The 18127-nt window shown below is 71.1% G+C and carries 18 protein-coding genes; 5 read left to right on the top strand and 13 right to left on the bottom strand.

The window, feature by feature from the left end; all coding sequences use genetic code 11:
* Positions 1–267: 267 nt before the first annotated feature.
* From SNOUR_RS38825 to SNOUR_RS38815, 3 genes are read right to left on the bottom strand one after another with little or no spacing between them, the layout of a single operon-like run.
* Positions 268–903, bottom strand: coding sequence for a response regulator transcription factor (locus SNOUR_RS38825; protein ID WP_312636235.1), 636 nt, complete (start codon positions 901–903; stop codon positions 268–270).
* Positions 903–1988 (bottom strand): sensor histidine kinase, encoded by a 1086-nt coding sequence (locus SNOUR_RS38820; RefSeq protein ID WP_067356654.1) that lies wholly within the window; start codon positions 1986–1988, stop codon positions 903–905. The genes SNOUR_RS38825 and SNOUR_RS38820 overlap by 1 nt, the downstream gene beginning before the upstream one ends.
* Complete coding sequence (locus SNOUR_RS38815; RefSeq protein ID WP_067356650.1) at positions 1985–2656, bottom strand: DedA family protein; 672 nt, start codon at positions 2654–2656, stop codon at positions 1985–1987. Before SNOUR_RS38815 ends, SNOUR_RS38820 begins: the two co-directional genes overlap by 4 nt.
* A gap of 195 nt (positions 2657–2851) precedes the next feature.
* Between SNOUR_RS38815 and SNOUR_RS38810 the strand changes: the two genes are divergently transcribed.
* Positions 2852–3751 carry a GNAT family N-acetyltransferase gene (locus tag SNOUR_RS38810; protein ID WP_067356647.1) on the top strand — a complete coding sequence of 300 codons (900 nt, stop codon included), beginning with the start codon at positions 2852–2854 and terminating at the stop codon, positions 3749–3751.
* A 789-nt stretch (positions 3752–4540) separates the two neighbouring features.
* Here SNOUR_RS38810 and SNOUR_RS38805 read toward each other — a convergent pair.
* From SNOUR_RS38805 to SNOUR_RS38795, 3 genes are all read right to left on the bottom strand, one after another.
* Positions 4541–5236, bottom strand: a complete 696-nt coding sequence (locus SNOUR_RS38805) for an HAD family hydrolase (RefSeq protein WP_067356644.1) — start codon at positions 5234–5236, stop codon at positions 4541–4543.
* An 83-nt stretch (positions 5237–5319) separates the two neighbouring features.
* The gene (locus SNOUR_RS38800) at positions 5320–6003 is read right to left on the bottom strand and encodes a LysE family translocator (protein WP_067356642.1); all 684 of its coding nucleotides are present in this window, start codon (positions 6001–6003) and stop codon (positions 5320–5322) included.
* Positions 6004–6205: 202 nt separating this feature from the next.
* Entirely contained in the window at positions 6206–7606 is a 1401-nt protein-coding gene (locus SNOUR_RS38795; protein ID WP_312635328.1) for an MFS transporter, read from the bottom strand.
* A gap of 342 nt (positions 7607–7948) precedes the next feature.
* Here SNOUR_RS38795 and SNOUR_RS38790 point away from each other — a divergent pair, with 342 nt between their 5' ends.
* Positions 7949–8419: a DIP1984 family protein gene (locus SNOUR_RS38790; RefSeq protein WP_067356637.1), complete on the top strand. Its 471-nt coding sequence runs from the start codon at positions 7949–7951 to the stop codon at positions 8417–8419.
* A 292-nt stretch (positions 8420–8711) separates the two neighbouring features.
* Here the strand turns inward: SNOUR_RS38790 and SNOUR_RS38785 are convergent, their stop codons facing one another.
* The 3 genes from SNOUR_RS38785 to SNOUR_RS38775 form a co-directional block, all read right to left on the bottom strand.
* Positions 8712–9458 carry a type 1 glutamine amidotransferase gene (locus tag SNOUR_RS38785; protein ID WP_067356635.1) on the bottom strand — a complete coding sequence of 249 codons (747 nt, stop codon included), beginning with the start codon at positions 9456–9458 and terminating at the stop codon, positions 8712–8714.
* A gap of 170 nt (positions 9459–9628) precedes the next feature.
* On the bottom strand, positions 9629–10171 hold the full coding sequence (locus SNOUR_RS38780; protein WP_079143171.1) for a YcxB family protein: 543 nt from the start codon (positions 10169–10171) through the stop codon (positions 9629–9631).
* 239 nt (positions 10172–10410) lie between these two features.
* On the bottom strand, positions 10411–11271 hold the full coding sequence (locus tag SNOUR_RS38775; RefSeq protein WP_079143170.1) for a helix-turn-helix transcriptional regulator: 861 nt from the start codon (positions 11269–11271) through the stop codon (positions 10411–10413).
* A gap of 54 nt (positions 11272–11325) precedes the next feature.
* Between SNOUR_RS38775 and SNOUR_RS38770 the strand changes: the two genes are divergently transcribed.
* The 3 genes from SNOUR_RS38770 to cpt all read left to right on the top strand — a co-directional run bounded on the left by SNOUR_RS38770 (position 11326) and on the right by cpt (position 13562).
* Positions 11326–12384 (top strand): zinc-binding dehydrogenase, encoded by a 1059-nt coding sequence (locus SNOUR_RS38770; protein ID WP_312635319.1) that lies wholly within the window; start codon positions 11326–11328, stop codon positions 12382–12384.
* Positions 12385–12496: 112 nt separating this feature from the next.
* Positions 12497–12889, top strand: a complete 393-nt coding sequence (locus SNOUR_RS38765; protein WP_067356627.1) for a nuclear transport factor 2 family protein — start codon at positions 12497–12499, stop codon at positions 12887–12889.
* Positions 12890–13031: 142 nt separating this feature from the next.
* Positions 13032–13562, top strand: a complete 531-nt coding sequence (gene cpt / locus SNOUR_RS38760) for a chloramphenicol phosphotransferase CPT (RefSeq protein WP_067359149.1) — start codon at positions 13032–13034, stop codon at positions 13560–13562.
* A 102-nt stretch (positions 13563–13664) separates the two neighbouring features.
* Here the strand turns inward: cpt and SNOUR_RS38755 are convergent, their stop codons facing one another.
* The 4 genes from SNOUR_RS38755 to SNOUR_RS38740 all read right to left on the bottom strand — a co-directional run bounded on the left by SNOUR_RS38755 (position 13665) and on the right by SNOUR_RS38740 (position 17650).
* On the bottom strand, positions 13665–14585 hold the full coding sequence (locus SNOUR_RS38755; RefSeq protein ID WP_067356624.1) for an RNA polymerase sigma-70 factor: 921 nt from the start codon (positions 14583–14585) through the stop codon (positions 13665–13667).
* A complete protein-coding gene (locus SNOUR_RS38750; protein ID WP_067356622.1) occupies positions 14582–15787 on the bottom strand; it encodes an NAD(P)/FAD-dependent oxidoreductase in 1206 nt (401 codons plus the stop codon). Before SNOUR_RS38750 ends, SNOUR_RS38755 begins: the two co-directional genes overlap by 4 nt.
* 151 nt (positions 15788–15938) lie before the next feature.
* A complete protein-coding gene (locus tag SNOUR_RS38745) occupies positions 15939–16412 on the bottom strand; it encodes a flavodoxin family protein (RefSeq protein ID WP_067356619.1) in 474 nt (157 codons plus the stop codon).
* Positions 16413–16498: 86 nt separating this feature from the next.
* Positions 16499–17650, bottom strand: a complete 1152-nt coding sequence (locus SNOUR_RS38740) for an NAD(P)/FAD-dependent oxidoreductase (protein ID WP_312635315.1) — start codon at positions 17648–17650, stop codon at positions 16499–16501.
* Between the last annotated feature and the right edge of the window lie 477 nt (positions 17651–18127).

Raw genomic sequence — 18127 nt, 5'->3', positions numbered from 1 at the left:
CTGGCGCATTCGACTCAACCACCCCGGCCGAGCGGATGTCAACGAAAGTTGGATCATTCCCTGATAGGCGGTCATCCCCTATAAGCACCGAAGAAAGTACCGCTTCCCCTGCGCAAGCTCCCCTAATCACCCAAAATTTGAAAGGATTCCAAGGCGGCTTCTCATGATCGCGCAGCACGTCACCACACGGGGCACCCCTGGGTTGCAGTGCCCCGACAACACCACCGCGACCAGCGCGACGACGTGCCCGACCCCGACAGACACCACCTAGCTCCCGAGGAAGCGCAGGACCGCCAACACCCGGCGGTTGGTGCCGCTGTCCCGCGGCAACCGCAGCTTGTCGAACACCGCATTGGTGTACTTCTCCACCGCGCTGGTGGACACGAACAGGCGCTGGGCGATGGCGGTGTTGGTGTGTCCTTGGGCCATGAGGGCCAGCACGGCCTGTTCACGGTCGGTCAGCAGGCCGAGTTCGTCGGCGTGGCATGAACGGGTCAGCATGCGGCGCACCACCTCCGGGTCGAACACCGTCTCCCCCTCGTTCACCCGCTCCAGTGCGGACAGGAATTCCTCCACCCGTGCGACCCGGTCCTTCAGCAGGTACCCCAGGCCGCGGGTGTCTGCCGTCAGCAACTCCGCGGCGTACCTGGGCTCGACGTACTGCGACAGCACCAGCACCCCCACCCGGGGGTGTTCGGCCCGCAGCCGCAACGCGGCCCGCAATCCCTCGTCGGTGTGACTGGGCGGCATGCGCACGTCCACGACGGCGACGTCCGGCGGCCCGGCGGCAACCGCGGCAAAGAGCGCGTCCGCATCGCCGACCGCGGCCGCCACCTCGTGCCCCTCGTCGGCCAACAGATGGACCAGGCCCTCGCGCAGCAGCGCCGAGTCCTCGGCAATCATCAAGCGCACGGCAGCTCCGCAACCACCCGCGTGGGACCGCCGGTCGGGCTGTCCACGCTCAGACGTCCGTCCAAGGCACGGATCCGGCGTGCCAACCCGGCCAGTCCCGGCCCCGCGGGATCGGCGCCGCCGCATCCGTCGTCGCGTACCGATACGCGCACCAGGTCGGCCTCCTGGTCGATCTCCACATCGATCCGGCTGGCACCGGCGTGCTTGGCGGCGTTGGTGAGGGCCTCGCGCACCGCGAAGTAGGCGGCGGTCTCCACGGCCGGGGCCGGGCGCCGCGCCAGGTCGCCGCTGATGCGGACCGGGACGGGTGACCGTTCGGCGTCCTGGGACAGGGCCTCGCGCAGCCCCGACGCGTCCAGCGTGGCGGGATAGACCCGCCAGGCCACCTGACGCAGCTCCTCGACTGCCTGCTCGGCTTCGGCCTGTGCCTGCCGGTACAGTTCCGCGCTGTCCTTGCGACGCGCCCGTCCGAGCAGCATCGCCACCACGACCAGGCGCTGTTGCAGTCCGTCGTGCAAGTCACGCTCGATGCGGCGCCGTTCGGCGTCCACGGCTTCCACGATCCCCGAACGGGTGGCGGCCAGTTCGTCGATCCGGCGGCGCATCCGGGCCAGTTCGTCCGGGCCGAGGAAGCGGCGCACCAACCGCCGTTCCCACTCGACGACGGCGGCCAGTCCCGCCAGGTCCAGGAAGAGCAGGAGCAGGCCGACGGCCAGGAGGTACCCGACGATCGGCCAGGTCGGGCGCATGCCGTCGACGTCATGGCCGGCCAGCCAGCGCAACAGCCCGGAACCGGCCGTCCAACCGCCCACCACCAGCAGGAACAACGCCCCGCCACCGAGCAGCCCGACGGGAATGCGGCACCACAGATACGCGGCGGCCCGTCGCGGCTCGACGCCTTCCGCACCGGCAGGATCCCCACCGAACAGCACGGCCACTCTCCGCTGCTCCAGTGCGGCCGCCCCGACCACCGGCCCGCCGCACCGCGCCACGCCCCAGGTGGCCAAGGCGGCCAGAGCGGCGCACACCGAGACGGCGCCGAGCACGAGACCGGCGACCGCCCGCACCGGCCTCATGCGCGGTGCCGGGCACTCGGGCGGCGACGCAACCGCACCAGGAACCAACGGCCGACGGCCAGGGCGGCCACCGCCACCACCACCTTGGACACCATTCCCCCGTACTCCTCCACCAGCCGCCAGTTGTCGCCCAGCCAGTATCCCAACAGGACGAACGCGGTGTTCCACACCAGGCTGCCGGCGGCCGTCAGGGCGGTGAAGGCCGGTAGCGGCATGCGTTGGATACCGGCCGGAACGGAGATCAGGCTGCGCACCACAGGCACCATGCGCGCCAGCAACACCGCGGCGCGACCGCGCCGTTCGAACCACGCCTCGGCCCGGTCGATCTCGTGCGGCCGGACGAGGGGAATACGGGCGGCGAGCGCACGAGTGCGGTCGCGCCCCAGGAGAGCACCCACCCCATAGACGATCCAGGAGCCGACGAGGGAGCCAACGGTGGTCCAGACGATCACGGCCCACAGACTCAGCCGCCCCTGCCCGGCCGCGAATCCGGCGACGGGGAGGACGACCTCACTGGGGATGAACGGCAACACGGTGTCAACGAGGTTGGTCAGCCCGGCGCCGGCGGCACCGAGGGCGCCCATGACGTCGACGGCCCACCCGGCGATGCCGCCGGCCGGTTCGGCAGAGGATGCGGGAAGCGGCGCGGAGGCCAACATGGTGATCATGCGGTCCACGCTAGGCAGCGCACCAGGCCCGCACCATGCGGTTCACCGCCCGACCGCACTGCGGTTTTCCGCAATTCCCGCCCCCACCGCTCCCGTTCCTCGACGGCACCGGCCGGCCACCGACACGAACACCACCCACCGTGATCGCACAATAACCAGATGCAACCTTGCCCGACTTGTCCCTACGCTTCAGCGATGGACTCGGTACAGATCAGGCAGATGCACGAGAACGACCTCGTCTCGGCGGAGCGGGCATCGGCGGTGACGTTCTTCGAGGCGGACCAGATCGCCAGGCGGGTCGGCGACCCGGAAGTCGAACCGCGTTCGGCGACTGCCGCCGGGCAGTGGATCGACCGCATGCGCTTCTACTTGACCATCGACCCCACAGGATGCCAGGTCGCGGTGCAGGAGGCCGGCAGAGCTGACGGGGCCGGCGAGGTGGTCGGATTCGCCGCTTCGCAGAACCGTGGCCGCCTGTGGTACCTCGCGACCTACGGCGTGCTACCGAGCCATCAGGGCCGCGGCATCGGGAAGCGGTTGATGGCTGCCGTGCTCGACCATGCCGGCGACCGCGCCGGCATCTTTTCCTCCAGCACCCACCCGGGCGCCACCCGTCGATACCGGCTGGCGGGCTTCACCCTGCATCCACAGATGCGGATGGTCGGAACCGTCGACCGGTCCACACTCCCCGCGGTCGATGGCCTGCGGGAGGGCGGAGCCGACGACTTCGCCTGGATGGACCGGTTGGACCAGGACCTGCGCATCGCGGGCCACGGCCCCGACCACGGCCAACTGCTCGGCTCCACACGGCTGGTGGTGTCCCGGAACGCGGCGAAGCCGGGGTACGCCTATATCGACGGCCATGGCCGGGCCTCGCTACTGGCCGCCGCGCACCCGGAGGTCGCACAGCGGCTGCTGTGGGAAGCCCTGGCCGCATCGCGGGGAAAAACCCTGGTCAACTGCATCACCGCCCCCAACGAGTGGGCGATCGACGTCGACCTCGCGGCCCGCCTGGACATCGCGCAAGAGGGCTATCTCGCCGTCCGCGGGATGCCCCTCCCGGCGCCCTACCTCGCCAACGGGCACTTCCTCTGACACGCCCCTGGGGCGCGATCTGGCCCGAACTGTTCCTGGACGCCGACGAACCGCCGGTTCACGTCGGCTTCGGCAACAGGGCCGCGCACGCCCCGAAGGACATCGCCCCGGTGGCCGTGCCCGCGTGAACGCACGCGGCCGCCCGGCCCGGTTCGGCTTCACCGGCCGGCGCCGGCCGCCGGATGGAGCGACCTGCTCAGCGCCCACACGTCATCGCCACCCCGGCGAACAGCGCGTCTCCCATCACCGATCCGCTGTCGTAGGCGCTCCGCTGGCGCCCGTTGTCAGGCATCGCCGCCATGGCCGCCGCCTTCCTGTCCGGCGCACTCGCCGAGGCACACCGCATGTGCGAGGCGAGCCACGCTCTTCTGCCAGCCTCGCGTCAATCCTCCGGCGCCGCGACCGCAACCGCCCTGCGCCCGCAGACACCGCACTGTTCGGAAGGCGACCACAGCGCGGCACCACCGGCCACCCCGATGCGGTGGCGGCCGGGCAGGGAGGGGCAGGGCAGAACAGAGCAGCCGATCCATAAGTTACCGGCGAGTTGGAGTGCCGGAAAACCGCAGGTGGCATCCTCTCCCCCACCCTGAAACCCTGACCGGAGACTGGGAACGGCGCCGACCGCCGGCCGGCACATGCTCTCGGCCTTCGTGGTGATGACCAGAGGAACGCCACGCCAGGGCACTGGGCAAGCGGCAGTACGCCGCCTTCAAAACGGCTCCCCAACGCGTGGCCGATCTCCGACGGCGCGGCCCCACGCGACAGCCGAGATACCGGGGCGGAGCCGGATCAGCCAACCGGTCGAGAGGGGCGACAGGCACCGCCGCACCCCAACTCGCGGGCCCAGTCCTGGAGTTCGGGGTCGGCCAGGCTGGTGCCGAGCCAGTCGTGGTCGAGGTCGCCGCCCGGCAGGGACGGTACGACGGCGACGTGGAGCCCGGCAGCGCGTGCCGCCGCGATGCCCGTGGCCGAATCCTCGAAGGCGACGGAGCGCGTCGGGGCCGCGCCGAGCGTCTCGCACGCCGTGAGGTAGAGCTCCGGTGCGGGCTTGGGGGAACGCACCTCGTCGGCGGCGAACGAGTGCGGGAAACAGTCGGCGAGGCCGGCCGACCACAGCGCCACGTCCAGCAGTTCCCGGGGGCTGTTGCTGGCCACGGCGACGGGTACGGCCGCCCGGCAGGCACGCACGAGTTCCAACGCCCCCGGAAGGGCTGCGGCCCCTCGGGAGAGCTCCTTGCGGACTCTTGCGAGGAGTTCGGCAGCGAGTGCGCCGCCGTCGCCGGGGCAACCGAGGTACTGGGCCATGGACTCCGCCGCGTCCTCGACGGTGCGGCCGATGACCAGGGCTTTCTGCTCATGACCGAAGGGATGGCCGTGCTCCGCGAAGATCGCCGTTTCCGCGACGGTCCAGCAGACTTCGGTGTTGACCAGCAGACCGTCGCAGTCGAAGACCACGGCCTCGGTGTTGGTGGGGAGCACGCGCATGCGGCTGTCCTTTCGCTTCGGGTGGTGCACGGGTTGTCGGTCCGGTGGCTGTCGGTGGACGTGCGGTCGCGTCGCCCGGCGCCTCACTGCCCGAGTGCGAGCCGGATGCCGAAGGCGGCGATGACCGTGCCGCTGACGCGGTCGAGGCAGCGGCGGACCGAGGGGCGTTGCAGGCGGTCTCGGACCATGTGCGCGAAGGCGATCAGCGCACAGGCCCAGACAACGGCCAAGAGGATGTGCACACCGGCCAGGAGCACGCCCAGCGCAGGATGCGGGGCACCGGCGGGCATGAACTGCGGGAGCACCGCGACATAGAAGGCGCCCATCTTCGGGTTGAGCAGATTGGTCAGGATGCCCTGTCGCCAACCGCCGAGCAGGGTGTCGCCGGCACCTCGCCCGGCCCTGACCGTCCTCGCATTTCCAGTCACGGTCGCGTCACCAGCCCCCGATGTCTGTGGGCTCTCGGTCGACGCCTTGTGCCAGGTGGCCCACAGCATCCTGCCGCCCATCCACACCAGGTAGGCGGCGCCGACCCAACGAAGAGTCTCGTAGGCGAGGTGAGAGGCGGTCAGCAGCGCGGTCACACCGAGCGAGGTGAGCGCGCCCCAGACCAGCGTGCCGCACTGGATGCCAAGGACCACGCCCCAGGCTCGACGACGTCGCCCGAGCGCCGCGGTGCGCAGGATGAGCGCGGTGTCCAGTCCGGGCGTGAGGGTGAGAAGACCCGCTATCAGGGCGAAGGTCCCTATTGCATGCAGGGTGATCATGAGCGATCACCCTAGGTCGACAAACGACGGAACGTCCAGAATCCTGCCCGGAATCGGGCAGGAATCGCGGCATTCATCGTCGATTTCGCATCTCACACCTCGAAGAGCGAACGATATGCGAAGTATGACCGACAGCTCGGTGCCTGGCAGCGGTCGCCCGGCACCACCAGCGGCCGACCGCCGAGGGGACGCCGAGGCCCCGTCATGTGCGCGGTGTGAGGCGGATCAGGGCCGCCGACGCCAACGCGAGGACGCCGCACACGCTCCACAGCAACAGGTAGGCCGTCAGCGACGGTTGATGCGTGGACTGGATCAACAGGCCGCTGAACACCGCGGCCGCCGCGGCTCCGGCGATGCTGCCACCGGCAGTCTTGAGGTTGTAGTAGACGGCGGTCGACGCCGCCGCCCTGTCCTGTGGGCTGCCCTCGGTGATCACCGTGGGCAGGCCACTGACCGCAAGACCGACGCCCACGCCCGAGAGCAGGTGGCCGCCGTACCACGTCGCCATGACGGCGTGCCCCACGATCTGCACCCCGAATCCGGCGCCGACGAGGAGGAAGGCGAGGGCGAGCATGGTGCGGTAGCCCAGTCGGTGGCCGATGGTAGCCGACGCGCCGGCGGTCAAGAAGCTGATCAGGGCCGGGACCGCGATCCACAGGCCGATCTGCCAGTGCGGCAGGCCGAAGCCGTAACCGGCCTTCTCGGGGGCGGCGTCGAGGAAGGCGACGGTGATGCCTTGCCCGCCGAGGATGACGACGCCCGCGGTGAAACCACAGGCGAAGGCCGGTGCGATGGCGCGGCTCGCCATCGCCCGCACGTCGACCAGGGGTTCGCTGCTCCGCAGCGAGGAACGCACCCACAGCCCCAGGGCCATCGGCGCGAGAAGCAGGCCCCCTACGACCGGCGGGGAGCCCCAACCTCTCGTGGTGCCTTGGGCGATGGAGCCGAGCAGCAGCGTGAGGCCGAGGCCCAGCAGAACGGCCCCCTTCCAGTCCATCCTGCCGCTCGCCAGCCGTCCGGTCTCCGCGATGCGAGGGGTCAGGGCGAGCACGAAACCCGCGCCGGCCAGCACCACCAGGTTCCACAGCACCGTGCGACCACCACCGGCAACGGATGCCAGGGGCCCTGCCGTTGCCGTACCGGCCGTCGCCCCGAGGATGAGCGCCGCGGCGAGCAGACTGATCGCACGGCGGCTGCCCGCGGTGTCCAGTCGGTCCCGCACCAGTCCCACGGACAAGGGAAGCAGGGCACTGAGCGGACCGAGCAGGACTCGGCCGGTGAGGAAGAGCGCAAGCGTCGGCGCCAAGGCGCACAGCAGGGAGCCGAGGGTGATCGACCCCAGCGCGACCCGCAGCATGCGGCGGTGGCCGTACAGATCGCCCAGGCGCCCGAAGGCCGGTACGCACACCGCGGCGGACAGGAACTGTGCCGCGGTGATCCACATGGCCGGGCCGGTGGTGGTGTGCAACGCGTCGCGGATGACGGGCAGCAGGGAGACGACGCTGCCCTGGATGAACCCGTCGAGCAGGACGAAGACGAGGAGGGGGCCGATAAGAGCTGAGGGAACGGACACGGACATGCTGCGGGCAACAACCGTGCTCATGGCACTCCAGGGGCAGTTCGCAACGGACGGTCGCTGCGGACCGGTCCGCGGCCCCGAAGGCATTGCCCACGCCACTGCCGCAAAACTCGACGCGCCCACAACAGCGCTCTCCCGGGCGACACGATTGCGCCGTGTGAGTGCTCCGCCGCAGCTCCGAGCATCGCCGGAGCCCCGCCGCTCGGACGACACTTCCCTCCGCACAGCCAGACACCGGCACGGCTCCGCGTGCCACGAGGCTCCGGTGCCTGGTTCGGACCGCCCCGGAGCAAAAATCCAGGTGCGTACCAGCCTGTGGCCGCCCCTATACTCATGCGAACTGACGAAGGACAGGATGTACCGACAGTGAAGCTGGCTGAGGCACTGGCAGAACGCGCCGAAGCGACGCGCCGTGTGGAGCAGTTGCGGGCCCGCGTCGTCAGCACCGCGCGGTACCAGGAAGGGGAGACGCCCGCCGAGGATGCGGCCCAGTTGTTGGCCGAGGCCGGTGAGGTGTTGGACACCCTGGAGACGCTGATCCGAAGGATCAACCGGACCAACGCCGCGGTGGAGATGGGCCCGGACGGCACGCTCACCGACGCGCTCGCACGCCGGGATGTGCTGCGGCTGCGCCATGCGGTGGTCACCGCGGCGGCGGATGCGGCAGCGGGCACCGGCGAGCGGGGCTACGGGCGGCAACTCCGGTCGGAGCTGATGATGCTCGCCGCGCTGCCGGTCGCGGAACTGCGCCGTCAGGCGGATGAACTCGCACGCGAGATCCGTGAAATCGACGTGCGGATCCAGCGCACGAACTGGGAAGCCGATCTGCTGGACTGACCGTCCCGGCGGACGAGACGATGGGGAGCAGGTAGCCGTTTCGGAGGCGTGCACACACCGAGGGTTGGCGGTGTTTCCAACCCACTCCTGGCGCGTGAAGAGCAACGCGGGGGTTCGATTCCCCTATGACCGTGCAGCTCAGCACCGCGTACAGGTAATGGTGCACACCGCACAGCACATCACCACGTGCAGATCCGAACGGCGAGGGCGGGCTCGGGGTTTCCCTCATCGCAGCATGTGCAGCCTTCGCACAGCCGCCTTCATCGGCCGGCGGCTGGCGGGCAGTCGGCCGCTAACGATCGGCGTGTGCCTCGAAGAGGCTCCGCAGATGGGCCAGGCTCCGCTCGGCCAGCGGGCGCAGAGCCGGTGCGACGGCGCGGGCGTCGGCTCGTAGCCTGTCGATGGCATCGGCACCGAGAGCATCCTCGGCTTCGGTGGCGAAGGCGGCTTCGGCGAGCCAGTCGTCGAGGAGGCGCGGCGTGACCTCCGGGTGGAACTGCAGGCCCCAGGCGACCGGACCGGCTCGGAACGCCTGGCACTCGGTGGAGTCGGTACGGGCGAGGACGCGGGTTCCGGGATCGGGGACGATGCGGTCTCCGTGCCAGTGGAGTACCCCGGGGGCGTCGGCCAGCGGGCCGACAACAGGGTCGTCGCGGTCCACGTCGAGCAGCGGCGCCCAGCCGATCTCGCTGCTCCGACCGAGTTCGCTGCCGGGACGCACCGCCAGGCCCCGGGCACGAGCGAGAAGTTGGGCCCCCAGACATATCCCCAGCGTCGGAACCCCGTGCCGGAGCGCGTCGGCCAACAGCTCGCGCTCCACCTTCAGGGCCGGGTGACCGGCCAGGTCGTCGGCGTTCATGGGGCCACCCATCACGACGAGCCCCGCCAACTCGGCCACCGCAGGCAGGTCCTTGGCCGAGGCGCCCGGAATGTCGATCAGGTTGCGGATGTCGAGGCCGCTGCCGTCCAAGGCGTCGAGGATCATGCCGGGCTTCTCGACTTCGACGTGTTGCAGGATCAGGACGGTTCGTGCGGGCATGAGAGGGTCTCCGGAGGCGACGAGCAGGTGGGAAATGCTCCGCCTACACCGTAACGTGGCAGGTCAGGGGGCGGACTGGCGGATACGGTCCAGGCCGGCCCCCGAGCCGGGGCGTCAAGGGCCGGGCCTCAAGCGCCGGGCCTCAAGCGCTGGGTCTCAAGGGCTGGGTCTCAAGGGCGAGGACGGTTCGGCTCCGCACCGGCCCGGGCCGAGTACTGGTCCAAGACGGCGCGCAGCCGATCGACATCAGTCGCAGCGCCGAGTCCACGCTTGGGCAGCAGCGTCATGGTCGAAGCGTTCTCGTCCCCGCTCAACAGGAGGAAAATCCCCGGGGTTTCGACGTAGCGGGGCGTCGCCGGCCAGGAGAGGGAATGGGTTGCCTGGGCAGTCGAGACGGTGACACCGGACGCGTCCACGACGATACGCTGCTCGCCCTTGGCGGCCGCGAGCCGGTGGAAGCTGCGGGCCTGCAGACCAGTCTGCCCCAGCATGATCACGACGAACACCGCCAGCCCGATGATCAGCGGCACATCCAGTCTGCCCTTCTGCGCCAACCCCAGCACCGTCGCGACGGTCAGGCAGACACCTGTCACGACCAGCAGCCAGCGCGTCCGGCGGGCGGATTTCGACGTTCTGGCCCGCGCCCCCAAAGCCTCCTTGAAGTCCTCGACCGTCGGCGTGTACGACAGCTCGATCTTTCCCGTCTCCGTCACGATGGTGTCCCCCGTGTTCTGCCCGGCCCCGGCCCTGCCCGGCTTCGTCTTGCCTGTTGTCTCGGCTCTGTCCGGCGCTGTCTGGTGGAAGCGGCCGGCAAGTGATCCTAACGTCGCGGTCGCCGGGACCGACTGGCGGTCGATGCCGGACTGCGGTCCTGCCCGAGTCCGGCATCAGGCGTCGGGGCGACGTCGCCACCGGCGGGCCGGAGGATCGAGGAGCCGGGGCTCGGCTGTCGTTACGGGGAGGAGTAGACGACGAGAACCTGATTCGGGGCGTCGGCGACGGTGAACGCCGCGTGGCCGAGGGTCAGTTCCCCGCGGGAGGGGTGCCGGACGCGCTTGCTGCCGGTGCGATGCCCGGCGATGTCGTACCGGGGCCACCACGCGTCCGCCTCGGCGCTGCCGGCGCGCAGCTCCGCGGCGAGCCGGCGGAACCGCTCGTCGCCCGGGTGCCGCCCGGCGTTCGTCCGGAGCCTGGCCAGTACCGACTGCGCCACCGACTCCCAGTCGACCAGTACGTGCCTGGCCTCGGGTTCGAGGAACACCCAGCGTGCGAGGTTGGGAGGGTCGGCGTCCCGTCGTCGGACCAGTCCCGGGAAGTACTCCGCGGCGGCGTCGTTCCAGACCAGCACGTCGGCGGTGGCCCCGGTGACATAGGCCGGGGCGGGAGCGACGAGCGCGGGGACCGCGGCGACCTCGGGAGCGACGGTCTCGACCACGGGCGGGCGGGGGCCCTCGCGGCTGACGGAGCGCCGCTGGCCGGCGGCCCCGTCGGCCAGCGCGCGGAGATGAGACCGCTCCTCCGGGCCGAGCCGCAGGGTGTCCGCGATCGCCGCCAGGACCTGATCGGACGGGCGCACGTCCCGGCCCTGCTCCACATACGCGTACCAGGTCGTGCTCACCCCCGCCAGCACCGCCAGCTCCTCCCGCCGCAGGCCGGGCGTGCGGCGGCGGGCCGATTCCGGAAGCCCCACGTCGGCCGGGCCGATCCGCTCGCGCCGCGCCCGCAGGAACGCTCCGAGCTCGCGCCGCGCGACCGCCGCCGCGTCCTGGCGTCCGGCGCTCTTCCTGGTACTGCTGGTTCCACCATCAGGCACGTCTGGATACCGCCCCTCGCCTCGTGTGGACTACCGGTCATGAAGGCATGGCAGATGACCACACCCCAAAGCGGCCTGCACCTCGTGGAGTTGCCCGACCCCCCGCTCCGCGGCGGCGGCGCGACGCTCGACGTCCTCGCCGCACAGATCCCTGCCTACACCGACGTCCTCGTGGCCGGAGGACGCGGTGGCTTCCCGACCCCGATCGTACTGGGGGCCTGTGGGATCGGTCGGGTGACGGCCACCGCTGACGACGTGTTCGGAGTACGGCCGGGCGATGTCGTCGTCGCCAGCGGGCTGTTCCGGTCCGGGCGCCTCGCCCAACCGGAAGAGGCGTTGCTGGCCTGGACCGGGATCGGCGGTGCCGGCCGCGCCACACCGACCATCGAGCGGATACGCGAGGTGTGGCGTGACGGGCTGTACGCCGAACGGGCGGTACAGCCGGAGCGGACCCTGATCGCCCTGCCCGGCGCGGACGCCTACCCGGCGCCCGAGCGGCTCGCGTACCTGCCCTGGCTCGGCATCGCGGCCGAGGCGATCGACCGGGCGTCCGTGCGCGCGGGGCAGGTCGTCGCCGTGGTCGGCGCGACCGGTCAACTCGGCGCGGCGGCCGTGCTCGTCGCGCTCGCCCGCGGCGCCGCGGCGGTCGTCGCGGTCGGACGCGACCGCGACTCGCTCGCCGCACTCGCGGGCCTCGACGCGCGCGTGCTGACCGTGCCGCTCAGCGGCGACCGCGCGACCGACGGGAGCGCGATCGCGGCGGCGGCCGGGCCGGTCGACGCGGTCGTCGACACGCTCGGCGCGGTGCCGAGCCCGGGCCCGACGATGGCCGGGTACGACGCGTTGCGCCCGGACGGCTCCTGGGTCCTCGTCGGCGGAGTACGCCAGGACCTGCCGATCCCGTACGGCGACTTCATGCACCGTCGGTTGACGCTGCGCGGATCGTGGATATGCCGCGACGCGACCATCCTCGACGTGTGGTCGATGGTCCGCGGCGGCGTACTCGACCTCTCGGCACTCGACATCACGGTCGTCGGGCTCGACGACCCCACCGCGGCACTCACCGCGGCATCCCGGTCACACGGCCTGGGCGTCGTCGTCCTGGTCCCGTGAACGAGCGCGACCTCGTCGCGGGGACGGCGATCCCGTGGATCGCGCCGGACCCGACGTGATGGCCGATGAAGGGGGTTGCGCCGGAGCCGGTGGGCCCGGGGAGGATATGTCCATGGACAGTGCGACAGACGACGTGAACCAGGCGATCGCGGGCGAGTTGCAGCTCATGGATCCAGCGGTCCGCGCCTCGCGGGAGCGCGTCCGACGGCTCCTGGACCCGGAGTTCGTGGAGGTCGGCGGATCGGGGCGGCGGTGGACGTACGAGGCCATGGTCGCCGAGCTGTCCAGTCGTCCGGGCCGTTCACCGGGTGCTCCCCGCTACGAGCCCTCGGACATCTCGGGCGTGCGGCTCGCCCCGGGACTGGTGCATCTGACCTTCGAGACCGTACTCGGCGATGTCAGGACCAGGCGTAGCTCGATCTGGCGCAAGAGGGACGACGGGTCGGGCTGGCGGATGTACTACCACCAGGCCACACGCGTCCCGCCCGGTGTGGACACGGCGTAGGGTCCGTCCGACCCTGCCCCGTCGGGCAGGCCCTGGCCCGAGCCGCCCAAGTCGCCGGCGCGCTCGCCGCGTTCCGGCCGTCGCCCGAGGTGCGCGAAATCCGTTTCACGTGTTGTCCCGGCGGCTCTACTGTGGCGCGGTGATGACTCAGGTGATCGTTCTCAATGGTGGTTCCAGCTCCGGGAAGTCCGGGATCGTCCGGTGTCTGCAGGCGGTCCTGCCGGATCCGTGGCTGGCGCTCGGGACGGACACACTGGTCGAGGCCATGCCTGCGTCCATGCAGACGTCGGATGGCGGTATCGGGTTCGCGTCGGACGGAGAGGTGGTCGTCGGACCGGAGTTCCGCACGCTGGAAACCGCCTGGCTCGAAGGGGTGGCCGCGATGGCCCGAGCGGGCGCCCGGGTCATCGTCGACGAGGTCTTCCTGGGCGGAGCGGACTCACAGCAGCGTTGGCGGAAAGCCCTGGGCGAACTGCCGGTGTTGTGGGTCGGCGTGCGGTGTGACGGTGCGGTCGCCGCGGGCCGCGAGGTGGCACGAGGCGACCGCATCATCGGGATGGCCGCGTCCCAGGCGGAAGCGGTCCACCGGGGCGTGGAGTACGACCTGGAAGTGGACACCGCGCACGCCGAGTCGATGGAGTGCGCACGGAGCATCGCCGCACACGTCAAGTGATCGGCGGGTCGCCGTCGCCTGCGTTCCGCGCCCTCGGTCGTCCCGCCGGGCCACCGCCGGGCCCGGCGGTGGCCCGGCGGGACGATCACGGAGTTCGGCCGCTCATCGCGTCCCCATGTCGTGGGGGGTGCCGTCGGCGACGGCCTGGAGTTTGTCGGGGTTGGCCACGTTGTGGAGGGCGATGATGCGGCCGTCGGTGTCGAAGTCGAAGGTGACGGTGGCGATCACGCGGTCCGGGGCACTGAACACCATGCCCCACCCTCCGTTGATCTCGGCGAGTTCGGCCTTCATGTCGGCGGGATCGATGCCCTGGTAGGTGACGGTGCCGATGGCCGCGAACCAGGCGGCCACCGTGGCCGCGCCCACCACCGGGCGAAGTGCCTGGCGGACCTTGCCGCCGCCGTCGGTCCACAGGGTGACGTCCGGGGACAGCAGTTCCAACAGGGCGTTGACGTCGCCGCCGGTCGCGGCGGCGAAGAACCGCTCGGTGGCCTCGCGCTGCCGCGACCGGTCCGCGGCGAAGCGCGGTCGCCGGGCCCGCACGTGCTCGCGGGCACGGTGTGCGGCCTGTCGCACCGCGGCCTCGGAACGCTCCACCGCTTCCGCGATCTCGGCGTGACTGAAGTCGAAGACCTCCTTCAACACGAACACCGCGCGTTCGAGCGGGCTGAGCGTCTCCAACACCACCAGCATGGCCATCGACACCGACTCGGCATCCATGACGACCTCGGAGGCGTCCCCTCCGGTGAGGATGGGTTCCGGCAGCCACGGCCCCACATAGGTCTCCCGCTTGTGCCGGGTGGAGCGCAGTCGTTCCAGCGCCAGGTTCGACACGATCCGCGTCAGGTATGCCTTGGGCTCGGCCACCTGCGAGCGGTCCGCGGCAGACCACTTGATCCAGGCGTCCTGGACCGCGTCCTCGGCATCGACCGCGGTGCCGAGGAGACGGTAGGCCACGGAGAACAGCAGGTTGCGGTGCTCGTGGAAGACCTGCTGGTCGGGGTGGGTTGCGGGGTTGGTCACCGGGCCTCCTGAGTGCGGGTGAAGCGACCCCCACGGGGCCAGAACGCGCCCGAGGCGGGCATCTTCTTCATACGGCCGTAGGTCGGCCAGGGCGAGGCGGTCACCGTCTCCTTGTACCGGACCGCCATGCGGCCGGTCAGGCAGATCCGGCGCGGACTGTCATCGGGGTGGGTGAACTGCACCACGGCATCGCCCCGCCCCAGGCTCACCGGCGTGTGGTAGTAGCCGAAGCGGAACGGCCTGGGCTGCTTGCCCTTGAGGACACGGTCGATCGAGGTCGCGGCGTGCACGCCGGTCGGCATGCCGCCCTGGCAGGTGCCGTGCATGACGCCGTACCCCTGGCGGATCGCGGCCGCGTCACCGATCGCGTACACATCGGGGTGGGACACCGAGCGCAGCGTGGCGTCGGTGACGACGCGTCCGCGCTCGTCGACGGCCAGTCCGGCGGCTGCCGCCAGCGGCGACACCCGCGTACCGCTCGTCCACAGCACCGCCTCGGCGGCGATGCTCTCCCCGCCCGCCAACTCGACCGAGTCGGGCAGCACCTTGGCCACCTCGACGCCGGCGCGCACCTGGACTCCGAGCCGGCCGAGCGCGGCCCGCAGATACGCCGCGGCCTTCGCGTTCATCGTCGCACCGGGCTCCTGACGGCCCAGCAGTACGACGTTCGACTCCGGGTACCGTTCGGCGATCTCGGCGGCCGATTCGACGCCGGTCAGCCCGCTGCCGACCACCGCCACCGTGCCGCCGCCGAGCCTCCGGAGCCGGTCGGCCAGCAACTCGGCCTCCTGGACGGTGCTCAGGGAGTACGCGTGGTCCTCGACACCCGGCACCGCCGAGGTGTCGGCCACCGTGCCCAACCCATAGACCAGCGTGTCATAGTGCAGGACTCGGTGATCGTCGATCCGCACGGTCTTCACGTCCGCGTCCACCGCCGTCACCCAGCCGCGCACGAACCGTGCGCCCGTGCCCTCCAGCACCTCCGGGATGCTCAGCTCGGCGAGTTCCTGCCCGGTCGCCGTCATGTGCAGCCGCAGGCGCTCGGTGAACCGCTCCTGTGCGTTGACCACGGTCACCTGCACGCCCTGGTGCCGCTTGGTGCGGACCGCGAGTTGCACGGCCGCGGCCATGCCCGCGTACCCCGCTCCCAGTATCACTACCCGGTGCGCGGTCTCCGTGCCGGTGCCCTGCTGTGCGTTCATCGTTCCGTCCTCCTTGATCCGCTGCTGACGACCACCAGATGGAAGCTGGCCGCCCCTACGTGACATGAGGTCGATGTGATGCGCAGCACAGGGCCTGGAAGGGGGTAGTTGGGGGACTCACGGAACCGTCGTCGTGGTCGGGTCGTGCCGGTCAGGAAGCGGCGCCGATCCGGTCCCGCAGCCCTTCGGCGAAGGTGCGCGCCGCCACCAGATCGGCACCGTTGGGACGTCCGCTCTTGATGCCGCCGACGAGCTTGAACGGAAACGAGGTGTCGAAGCCGCGGCACGAGAAGGTGTCGCGCACCTCGAAGCCCTTCTGCTGGAGGAGCCGCACGAGGGGGCGGGTGAAGGGCCGGACCCGCAGTGCGGGGAGCCCGCTGGTGGTGAACACGAACGCGTTGCGTCGTTCACCCGTCGGGAGTGCCTGGACGAACTGGCGCAGCTGCGGATGGACGTTCTGCATGAAGATCCCGGAGCCGAATCCCACGAGGTCACAGGTGGCGAGTTCCGCCATGTCGACTTCTTCGGGGGCGACGACCCGGGCCTGGAGCACCTGGCCCATGACGTCGGCGATCCTCTTGGTGTTGCCGTGGGACACGGAGGTGCACACGATGACGGCCTTCATGATGCTGTTCCTTTCGCTTCGACGTATTCCGTATGGTGCTGGGCAGATCGGGCCATGCGCTCGGTCTGCCCGGGAGTTCTTCCCGCTCATCGGGCTGCGACCGGGGTCGGCACGGGCACTGAGGGTGTCGCGCCGGGAAGCCACCGGTAGGCGCGTGGAAACCGCATCGAGGTGACGGTGAAGCGGCAGACCCGTTCCTTGACCACGGCCGCCGCCCGGCCGGACAGCGCGAACGCCGCGGGGGTGTCGTCCCGGTGCGCGGCCTGGATGAAGCCGTCCCGCCGACCGAGGCTGATCGCCTTTCCGGTCATGCCGATCGACACGGACGTCGGTTGTTGCCCTCGGATCATCGCGAGCACCGTGTCGGCGCCGTGGGCGCCCATGGGCAACGCCGCCTGACAGCTCATCCGCAGGTGCGCCCCTACGTGCGCGGGTGGCGCGACGGCGTCGCCGACTCCGACGATCCGTCGATGGTGCGGGCACACCAAGGCGTCGTCGGTGCGCAGACGGCCGTCGGCGGCCACCGGAAGGCCACTGCGCAGCGCCAGGTCCGGTACGGCCGACGAGGCCGCCCAGACCGTGCAGTCGCTGGGCAGCCGGCCGCCGTCGGTGTCGACGCCGTCCGCGCGGATCGCGGTGACCCGCAGTCCGGTGTGCAGCGCGACCCCGGCGTTCGCGAGCTTGCCTTCGATGCGGGCGCGGCTGGATGCGGGCAGCCCGGCGGCGACCGACCGGGAGACCAGCGCGATGTCCAAGGACGGGTACCGGTGAGCGATTTCGGCGGCGCTCTCGATCCCGGTCAGGCCGCCGCCGACGATGACGACGGGTGCCTGTGCGGGCAGTTGCCGCAGTCGGGTGCGCAACGACTCGGCACCGTCGAGGTCGGCGATGTGCCAGGCGTGCTCGGACCCGGTCATGCCGCGGGCGGCCGTGCTGCCCACCGCGTACAGCAGATAGTCGAAGTCGAGCGCGCCACCGTCGTCGAGCCGCACGGATCGCTCGGCGATCGTGTCCGCCGTCGCCACCCGCAGTCGCACGTCGGGGCGCAACAGACCGCGCAGCGGCCGTATCGCGCGGGGCGCGCCCGCCGCGTGCTCGTGCAGCCGGATGCGTTCCACGAATTCCGGTCGCGGGTTGACCACCGTGACGTCCACGTCGGACCGTCCCACGGCCGCCAGTCGGTTCGCGGCCATCACTCCCGCGTAGCCCGCTCCGACGACCACCACTCGCGCCACCACGACCCACCTCCGTTCGGTTCGGCCTGACGCTGTGAGGACATCGCAGGCCCGGCGATCGTGACAGCCGCCGGGCGTGATGACGGTCACAATGATGTGGGGGTGGGGTGGGCTTCGGCAGTGGACCGTTGCCGGCGGCCGTGCGGGACGAGGTCCGGACGGACCGCGCGCCTGCCCGTCCGGGCGCATGGCGGAGTCGGCGGGGAGTTCGGGGTGCCGGCGCGGCATCGAGGCCGCGGCGCACCGCGGAGACCCCGTCGATGGTCCGTCTCCGTGACGCCGGGGTGGTGGGGCAAGTGCGGGCGGCCCATCAGTGGGTCTTCGCTCACCGGGACACGTTGGATCGCGCCTTGCGCTGAGTGGTGTCCGGCCCGCATCGGGGCCGTCGGCGGCACGGGCCGGGCGCCTTGTCTGCCCGTCAGCCGACGGTTTCCGGGCGTCGGGCAGTGCCGCATGCGGCGCGGCGCGCCTCGTGAAGGG

The sequence above is a fragment of the Streptomyces noursei ATCC 11455 genome (genome assembly GCF_001704275.1).
In the GTDB taxonomy this organism is placed as follows: Bacteria; Actinomycetota; Actinomycetes; order Streptomycetales; family Streptomycetaceae; genus Streptomyces; species Streptomyces noursei.
This window is presented reverse-complemented; position numbering and strand designations above follow the sequence as displayed.